The sequence below is a fragment of the Rhizobium sullae genome (assembly GCF_900169785.1).
Taxonomy (GTDB): Bacteria; Pseudomonadota; Alphaproteobacteria; order Rhizobiales; family Rhizobiaceae; genus Rhizobium; species Rhizobium sullae.
The window spans coordinates 1-8,142 of the sequence record NZ_FWER01000111.1 but is presented as its reverse complement, the minus strand read 5'-3'; the positions used below and the strand labels follow the sequence as shown (position 1 = coordinate 8,142).

Here is an 8,142-nt window from a genome sequence, read left to right as displayed (position 1 = left end):
CGCCCGGAGGCGTCGCGGCTAGCGCTGGAGCATGTGGCGGGTGCGCCGGGTTCCCGCCGAACCAAGGCGCACACCTTATTCCCCTTGGCAAGAAGCATTGCGGTGAGATGGCCGCCAATGGCATCTATACTCCGGTCACCAGGATCGGACTGTTCTGTGCAGATTTGACAATCACGGCGTTCACCTGCTCGTTGCCGTCACTGATCGCCAGTCCTGGCGAGCTGCTTACGGTATTCCGCCACCGGCAGGCCGCCCCAACCCCAGTTCTCCAGTTCAATCTCCTCGATGACCACGAAGGTCGCCTCAAGAGGCTTGTGAAGAACATCGAACAAGAGTTGGCTCACTCCGGCAATCAAGGATGCTTTCTCCTCTGGCGTCACGGAATCGCGACCAGGAGCGGATCCTTCCCGCGTAACTTGGATGGTGACGATAGGCATGGGTAAACTCCTTTAATGGCCGGCACTCTGGCCACCGTCGACATGAAGGATTTCGCCGGTGACGAAGGACGCGGACTCCAGGTAGAGAACGGCCTCGACGACGTCGCGAATCTCACCCATGCGTTTGACCGGATGCATCGCCGCGAGAAATTCGTGGGTCTCAACAGGATGCAGCGGGGTACTAATGTTGCCGGGCGAAACGGCATTCACCCGTATGCCCCTTGCGGCATATTCGATGGCGAGTGCCTTGGTGGCCGAGTTGATGCCGCCCTTGGTAAGGTTGGCAAGCACCGTAGGAACGCCGGCAACCGGCTGATCCGTCAGGCTCGTCGTGATACTGACGATGTGGCCGGATCCATGTCTAAGCATTTCAACGACGACACGCTGCGTTATATAAAAGAAGCCCGCGACATTCGTTGCGACTTTCGAGGCGAAGTCCTGTGCGGTGTATTCGATGAAGGGCTTGGCAATAAAGATGCCGGCATTGTTGACAAGGGTGTCGATACGGCCAAAGCGCGAGATTGTCTCCCGTACAATACGTTCGGCTGTCTCGGGATCGCTTATATCGCCTGCGATAGTGAGAATGTCCGAGTCGCTGCTCTGTTCGATTGAGCGAGATGTTGCCACAACCCTAAAGCTGTGATCCCGATAACCCTTAACGAGACCCGCACCAATGCCCTGCGAGCCGCCGGTTATGATCGCCACTTTTCGTTCACTGTCCATGCTGAGCCTCCATAACATCTACCGGCTGGCGGAATGCTGCCGGAAGCCTGGATCGGGACAGGCCTGACAGCCCGCCTTCTGATGTATCGACCCCTCATCTTGGGCGAATAACTACTGAGGGCCTATCTTAAAGAGAGCGAGCGACCGTCCCCTGTAGCTAGTTGCCCGCGACCGCAGGTTCAGCTTGTAACAACTTGACCAGCAGCTTTGCAGCAGAGGCGGACGAGGCCGGATTCTGGCCGGTGATCAGTCGTCCGTCGACGATGGAGAAATCAGCCCAGTTGGCAGCCTTCTCATAGAGGCCGCCCAGTCGTTTAAGCTCATCCTCGACGAGGAACGGCACCACCTCGGTCAGTTGCACGGCTTCTTCCTCGGAATTGGCAAAGCCCGTAACCCGCTTGCCCTTCACAATGGGCTGTCCCTGATAACTGACCTTGTGTAGAGCCGCCGGAGCATGACAGACAGCAGCGACCGGCTTGCCGGAATTGTGGAAGGCTTCGATCAAAGCGATCGACGTTGGATCATCGGCAAGGTCCCACATCGGTCCATGACCGCCTGGATAGAAGACCGTGTCATAGTCCTCCGCTTGAATGCCGCTGAGCCTCGCAGTATTCGCCAGTTCCTTCTGTGCCGCCGGATCGCTCTTGAACCGCGCCATAGCGTCGGTCTGGTTGCCAGGTTCATCGCTCTTGGGATCGATCGGCGGTTGGCCGCCCTTCGGCGAGGCCAAGGTAACGGTGGCCCCCGCATCCTTGAACACGTAGTAAGGGGCAGCGAACTCCTCAAGCCAGAAGCCGGTTGGCTTTCCGGTATTGCCAAGCTCATCGTGCGACGTCAGTACCATCAAGATCTTCATTGCCAACTCTCCTTGATCATGGTTGGTGCGGTGCCCATAACGATAGACAACGCAGCAATAAGCTCGCTGGCGAACGGGGGCCTTCAGTCATGCCGGCAGCTCCTCGCCCGCCTGTTCCCGCACGATGTATTCGGCGTACCAATCCGGCCAATTCTCATCGTGCTGACCGCCAGTGCGTTTCTCGTGCTCGCCGTGCGCAGCCGCTGCGCGACGGAGCGCTGATGCAAGCTCCGCAGACGAGTTGAATGTCGTGTTGTCGGTGTCGACGCGTCCAGGCAACCGCGCGGTCACCTCCTGGAGCAGCCAGCTGTTGGTGTCTGGATCGCTGAATGAGGCGAATGAGGCGTAACTGCGCCGCTCCGGATCCGCGCCCTGGACTCGGCCAGGCCCATCCCCGCTGTGGAACACCTCGCTGACTTCGACACCGCGCTCGGTGAGTTCCGCACGCGCGGCTTCGATGTCGGACACGATGAGAAAAAGGCCTGTTGCCCTACCCAAATGGATCGAACAGGGTGAGCCGGGAGGCGTGAACTGGACGGCGCGAGACCCATCTTTCCTGACGAAGTCGGCATCAAGCCTCCAACCCAGGCTATCGTAAAAGCGCATGGCGCGATCGATATCCGATACAGGGATAACGGCCACCTCGAGTCTCATGTCTGCTCCTGCATTTGTCATAGTTATCTCCTTGTTATTGGACGAACTTCTCACTGAGTGCGGCATGTTTCGATCCGCAGATACTGACATCGAATGGAACGTCAGGCCTTGAGTGGGGCGTCCTACTCCCCATCAGGTTGGTTATCGCAACGACCTGAATGCCGCCCTTAATTCTTGGGCGAAAATTGTCGGTTGTTCCCAAGCGGCGAAGTGACCACCCTTGTCGACCTCGTGGAAATAGATCAGGTTGCGATAGGCGCGCCGCGCCCATGTCTCCGGCGCGCGATAGCTCTCGCCCGGAAAAACGGTGATGGCGACCGGCAGCGAAATTTCGGATGTCATCTCCGCGCCCGCAAATGCAGGGCTGCGGCCACCGGTTTCCCAGTAGAGCCGCGCCGATGAAGTACCGCTGTTCGTCAGCCAGTAAAGCGTGACATCGTCAAGCACCTCGTCAGGCGACTTTTCGGGATCGTCGCTATTGTACGTCCACATCGAGAAACCGGGATGCCCGAGCATCCACGCGGCAAGGCCGACCGGCGAGTCCGCAAGCGCATAGCCGATCGTCTGCGGCCGCGTTCCCATCATCACCGCATATGACCTGTTCCCCATCTTTGCGGCAGCGCTGAGCGCATCGAACGTCGCGCGCTCCTTCTCGGTCAATCCCGCTGGCGCAGGCCCGCCGACCGCAAGCACCGCGGCAATCTCGGGCGGTACGATCGCCGGCAGGTTGATGTGGATGCCGAGCAAACCTTCAGGTGCCTGGCGCGCCATCGCGTTTGAGACTGGGGAGCCCCAATCGCCGCCCTGCGCAACGTAGCGCGTGTAACCGAGGCGCTTCATCAGCTTGGCCCAGATTTGCGCGATATGGTCGGGGCCAAAACCGACGCTCGTTGGCTTGCCGGAAAAGCCATAGCCCGGCATCGACGGAATGATCACATCGAACGCGTCCTCAGCAAGCCCGCCATGGCGGGTTGGATCCGTGAGCGCATCGATGATTTTGAGTTGCTCAAGCACCGAACCGGGCCAGCCATGGGTGATAACCACAGGCAAAGCGCCGGGCTGCTCCGAACGGACGTGAATGAAATAGATGTCAATTCCGTCGATTTTGGTAACGAATTGGGGCAGGGAATTCAGTTTTGCTTCCACCTTCCGCCAGTCGTAGTCGGTCCCCCAATACTCGATGAGCGGCTTGATCTTCGCGAGCTGTATGCCTTGGGACTGATCATTAACCGTCTCCGGGTCAGGCCACCGTGTGGCGGCGATGCGGCGGCGGAGATCGACAAGTTGGTCGTCCGGAATATCGACGCGAAATGGGCGGATTTCGTCAGCCGTGGCCGCCATCGTCGGATAAGGGAAAACGCCCGCGGCAGCCGCAGCCGCAATTCCCATCGCAGCTGCGCTAAAGATCCGGCGCCGGTCTTGATTGATAACTTCGGGACTCAGTCGCTTACGCATCTTGAATCTCCTTGTTGCGTCTGCGTTCAGCGGTTTGACTGCCAAACCTTGAGGTCAGCCGCGGTTGCCAGGGCATCCTCCAATAGGAAATGACAGTGACCTATGATCGAGCCGCCCTACACTGGGTCGCAACAACAGTAGGACTAAAGGCGTGGCCAACGGCATCAATCACTTTGGTAGCCGACACATCGCATATGGGACATGACGAAAGTTCGTTCTTCGCCATCTTTGTCGATTATCAGATACCTTTCGTGCAGCACTGCGCGCCCGCATTTGCTAATCGAATTCGGTGTAAAGAATGGGATTATTTAGGTGCATTTCAGGGCGTCGAATGGCGAGGCAGCTATAGCCGAGAACTATACTAGTGTCACTTAACCCAAAGTGAGTAACTGGCAGCATCTACGCGAGTGGGACATGCTCGTGTCGTATTGCCCTTGTAGGGGGCCGGCCGATCAATCCCAAATGTTCTCGGTCTGTGCTTCGAAAGTCGCACAATGTCTCAACTGGAATTGCACAGCAGCTTTGAGTGGCTCTGCGGTTCGGTTCCGCTCAAGGCGGTCGGGTTCGCCGGCTATCTCAATGATGGGAACTGACTAATCACAGCGCGTAGCCTGGCCGGTAAGCAACGAGTTCGGTGTTGCGGTGGCTGAAGGGCAGGTCGTGGCCCTCAGCCACGGCGGACTGGAGCGGCATCATTTCGGAATGCGGGGGCGGATTGCCTCGGAATCTGCAATACGGCAAACCCTGTACGAGCATCGAGCCAGACCCCGGACGGGATGATTGGGTCGGGCCGGTAGATATTCAGTCTCGTAGCGTGGTGAAACGCCACAAGATGCCAGACAAAGCTCGTGATGAAGGTCGGCACGACGTAGGCGAGCACGGCGAGCGTAGCGTTTCTTGATGGCCTTGCTTCTCTCCCGCGAGCGTTTTGGCTTGGCTTCATGTTGCGGGCGGCGTTTTGATGCAGGCGGGCCGACACTTTCAGCCAGATATGCGGTCCGACCCATGCAAAAGCTGCTATCGTGAGTTCTGACAGACGACCGCTACTGATAACAGACGTTAGCGGTTACTCGTCGCCGGGATGGGGGTTGCGGGCGGCGATCCACCTGTCGAGCGCCCACTTGCCCGGCCCCCAAGTAATAACACCGAGTGCCATCGCCGCCCAGGTCAAATGAATGGGCCATCCGTCTGGCACCGTGAGCTGAATGATGATCGTCATCGCGAGCAGTCCGAGCGCCGCAAGCCGCGTCATCAATCCGAGAACCAGAAGGATCGGCAACAAAACTTCCGCGCACGCGACCGCAAAGGCCATCACGGCTGGCGCCGGGTAGTCATAGGGCCCGCCCGGCAGATGCAATTTGAATTCCGATGTGAAGAGGAGGATGGCCACATCGTTCAACTGCAGGAAGCCGTCCCACTTGCTCATGCCTGAGCGCCAGAAGGGCACGGCGAGCCCAAAGCGCAAGGCGAGTTGGGCCAGCGATGTCGGCGCAAAGGTGGCAATCAGGCCATCGATCCGACCGAGCCAGCCTGTCTTCCCTCGGGTGACGGGATTGTGGAAAAATTTTCGTATAGAAGTCAGCATCTCATCCTCCATCGCGGACCGCCGTGAACGCACCCGCCTCGAACATCGTGCGAATAGCGGTCGCGAGATCGAATTCTGGGCAGCTCGTGCTCGCTGTCGCCGCAGCTTTTCCAAGTGGCTCGCCCGCCATGAGGTCGGCGAGGAAGATATCGGCGCCTTGCGGAAGGCGGCGAACCTCCACCTCCAGCATCGGCCGTGTTACCAGTGCGCTCTCCGCTGCCGTGGCCTCGATGCGGCCGACCGCATCGCTCGCCCTGTTGGCCGAAAAGATCGTCACGGCCGGATAGGCAGAAGGAACGATGCGGGTTGCCGGATGCGCATCGAAAATGAGGTCACCGAGCCGTTCCGGCGGGACGCAGGCAAGGACATTCGGCTGCAACACAGCGGAATCTGCCGCATGATACGCATCAAGCCAGGCCCGCTCGATGCGCGCGACGTCGGCGAGCCATGGCATGGATTGCGCATGTTCGTAGCGCTCGATGAAATCCGGAAAATCCCGGCCGTACTCGAACAGCAACGGTGATGTCGGCGGCGTCTCGCGGACGTGGAACCGGGCCATGGCACGAAAGAACGTCTCTCCGGTGATGCGCAGCGTGGCGGGGAAGACGGCCGCGAGCGCATCGATCAGGCTAACGGTCACATTGTTGCGATAGACATTGAAACGCTTGCCGGCAGCCTTGCCGTTCGGGCCGGCAACGATAAGGGGTGTCGCGCGAGCGGGATCGAGCAGCCCAGCCACGATGCCTTCCGGATAGTCGGGGCTGTTGGCAGCCTCGATACGATAGCCCCTAAGCGCGCACATTGATCCGCTCCAGTCGCAGAGCCGCGTACCGATCGAGGATCGCCTGCGCCTCCTTTGCCTCGGCCTTCAATACGGGCCAATCGGGAATGGCACTGTCCCATTCGATGAGCGTCGGAACAGGGCCGCAGCGCCCGATCACGATGTCGAACAGCTTCCAGACCGCGTCGGCAACCGGCCCGTCGTGACTGTCGATTAGGAGGAGATCACCCTCGTCGTCCTCCTGCTCCGTGTGTCCCGCCAGATGAATCTCGCCGACATGTTCGAGCGGGTATTCGGAAAGGTAGTCGAGAGCGGAAAAGCCGTGGTTGATTGCCGAGACGAAGACGTTGTTGACGTCGAGCAGCAGCCCGCAGCCGGTGCGTCTCACGATGTCCCGGATGAACGCGGTCTCGCTCATCGTCGACTCCCTGAACAGCACGTACGTCGAAGGGTTCTCTAACAGAAGCGGCCGGCGGATTGCCTCTTGAACCTCATCGATATGTTCTGCGACACGCCGCAGCGTGGCTTCGGTGTAGGGGAGCGGCAACAGGTCGTTGTAGTAGGTCGTGTCGTGAGTCGACCAGGCCAGATGTTCCGAGACGAGCGCGGGCTCATATCGTTCGATTAGCCCCGCGAAGCGCGCCAGATGTGCCTTGTCCAGCGGCTGCGGCCCGCCGATCGACATGCACACGCCATGGAGCGAAACAGGATAGTCCTCGCGGACGCGCGCGAGTGCGGCATGCGGCGGGCCGCCCGCGCCCATGTAGTTTTCCGCATGGACTTCGAAGAAGCCTCCATTCCGATCATCGTCCGCGAGGATCGACGGCAGATGCTGGTGCTTGAAGCTGGTACCAGCGCGGCCATCGATCGGATACGCCGGAAAGCGGAGAGTTCCCGACGCGCCAATATCCGTATGCTTTGCCAAATTGGGCATCATTGCCTCCACTTTCCGGTGTCTGGTTGGGCTTACGAGGGAAGGTCGCGCGACAGCGCTTCCGTCGAGCCCTTGCGGTCGCCCGGCAGATCCATCGTCGTGCAGGTGCCGCCGTCGACGAATTTCCAGGCGTTGCCCTGATAATCGACCGTCGAGGTGGCCTGGCAGGTCGTGCCGGGGCCGGCCGCACAATCATTCTGACCCTTGAGCGCGACGCCGAAGCACTTCTCCTTTCCGGCATCCATCGCGGCCTTGACCTGCTCCTGCGAGAGCGGTGCGGCGATCGCAAATGATGACGACACCGCTGCCGCTACGGCACCGGCCAACATGGCCGCACTGATCGTGGATTTCCTGGACATGACATCTCTCCATTTTTGAGGACCTGTGCGACCCGTGATCGAGGCCACACGGAGCCTTGTTCGCAGCCAAAGGGGCGATTTGTTACATTACCCGCGTACACGGTTTCGTGAGCAGACGGCCGGACTACGATGACTATGGACCAACTTGCTCCGAGCTGAACGTGATCAACCGCCGTGAGGGAGCGGAATACGGACGGTCCCGTACTTCGCTCACTCCGTAACAGCGGCGAGGTTTGCGGAGCAGAAATGTAACAAACGGCGAAGACCAGCCCGGCGAGACCGCGCTGCCCGCCAGGAACGGCGGCTGTGAGCAAGCTCAGAAAGGCAAGTTAGAGAGAGAGAGAGAGAGAGAGAGAGA

Annotated in this window: 9 protein-coding genes; all 9 read right to left on the bottom strand. The window is 59.6% G+C overall.

Annotated elements, in window-relative coordinates; all coding sequences use genetic code 11:
* Positions 1-197: 197 nt before the first annotated feature.
* The 9 genes from BN1800_RS38510 to BN1800_RS38470 all read right to left on the bottom strand — a co-directional run bounded on the left by BN1800_RS38510 (position 198) and on the right by BN1800_RS38470 (position 7,784).
* Entirely contained in the window at positions 198-437 is a 240-nt protein-coding gene (locus tag BN1800_RS38510) for a tautomerase family protein (RefSeq protein ID WP_087006092.1), read from the bottom strand.
* A 12-nt stretch (positions 438-449) separates the two neighbouring features.
* Positions 450-1,160 (bottom strand): SDR family NAD(P)-dependent oxidoreductase, encoded by a 711-nt coding sequence (locus BN1800_RS38505; protein ID WP_087006087.1) that lies wholly within the window; start codon positions 1,158-1,160, stop codon positions 450-452.
* A gap of 157 nt (positions 1,161-1,317) precedes the next feature.
* Entirely contained in the window at positions 1,318-2,016 is a 699-nt protein-coding gene (locus tag BN1800_RS38500; RefSeq protein WP_087006084.1) for a type 1 glutamine amidotransferase domain-containing protein, read from the bottom strand.
* 87 nt (positions 2,017-2,103) lie between these two features.
* The gene (locus tag BN1800_RS38495) at positions 2,104-2,736 is read right to left on the bottom strand and encodes a VOC family protein (protein ID WP_179214017.1); all 633 of its coding nucleotides are present in this window, start codon (positions 2,734-2,736) and stop codon (positions 2,104-2,106) included.
* A 75-nt stretch (positions 2,737-2,811) separates the two neighbouring features.
* Complete coding sequence (locus BN1800_RS38490) at positions 2,812-4,125, bottom strand: epoxide hydrolase family protein (RefSeq protein ID WP_087006077.1); 1,314 nt, start codon at positions 4,123-4,125, stop codon at positions 2,812-2,814.
* A 1,066-nt stretch (positions 4,126-5,191) separates the two neighbouring features.
* Positions 5,192-5,710, bottom strand: coding sequence for a DoxX family protein (locus BN1800_RS38485; RefSeq protein WP_244564810.1), 519 nt, complete (start codon positions 5,708-5,710; stop codon positions 5,192-5,194).
* Position 5,711: 1 nt separating this feature from the next.
* Positions 5,712-6,512 (bottom strand): HvfC/BufC N-terminal domain-containing protein, encoded by an 801-nt coding sequence (locus tag BN1800_RS38480; RefSeq protein ID WP_087006074.1) that lies wholly within the window; start codon positions 6,510-6,512, stop codon positions 5,712-5,714.
* Positions 6,499-7,425, bottom strand: a complete 927-nt coding sequence (gene bufB, locus BN1800_RS38475) for an MNIO family bufferin maturase (RefSeq protein WP_087006095.1) — start codon at positions 7,423-7,425, stop codon at positions 6,499-6,501. The genes BN1800_RS38480 and bufB overlap by 14 nt, the downstream gene beginning before the upstream one ends.
* Positions 7,426-7,457: 32 nt before the next feature.
* Positions 7,458-7,784 (bottom strand): BufA1 family periplasmic bufferin-type metallophore, encoded by a 327-nt coding sequence (locus BN1800_RS38470; protein ID WP_087006071.1) that lies wholly within the window; start codon positions 7,782-7,784, stop codon positions 7,458-7,460.
* Positions 7,785-8,142: the final 358 nt, after the last annotated feature.

Coding starts and splice junctions, on each gene's coding strand:
- BN1800_RS38480 (WP_087006074.1), bottom strand. CDS start 6,512: ATGTGCGCGCTTAGGGGCTATCGTATCGAGGCTGCCAACAGCCCCGAC.
- BN1800_RS38505 (WP_087006087.1), bottom strand. CDS start 1,160: ATGGACAGTGAACGAAAAGTGGCGATCATAACCGGCGGCTCGCAGGGC.
- BN1800_RS38495 (WP_179214017.1), bottom strand. CDS start 2,736: ATGCCGCACTCAGTGAGAAGTTCGTCCAATAACAAGGAGATAACTATG.
- BN1800_RS38500 (WP_087006084.1), bottom strand. CDS start 2,016: ATGAAGATCTTGATGGTACTGACGTCGCACGATGAGCTTGGCAATACC.
- BN1800_RS38510 (WP_087006092.1), bottom strand. CDS start 437: ATGCCTATCGTCACCATCCAAGTTACGCGGGAAGGATCCGCTCCTGGT.
- BN1800_RS38485 (WP_244564810.1), bottom strand. CDS start 5,710: ATGCTGACTTCTATACGAAAATTTTTCCACAATCCCGTCACCCGAGGG.
- BN1800_RS38490 (WP_087006077.1), bottom strand. CDS start 4,125: ATGCGTAAGCGACTGAGTCCCGAAGTTATCAATCAAGACCGGCGCCGG.
- BN1800_RS38470 (WP_087006071.1), bottom strand. CDS start 7,784: ATGTCCAGGAAATCCACGATCAGTGCGGCCATGTTGGCCGGTGCCGTA.
- bufB (WP_087006095.1), bottom strand. CDS start 7,425: ATGCCCAATTTGGCAAAGCATACGGATATTGGCGCGTCGGGAACTCTC.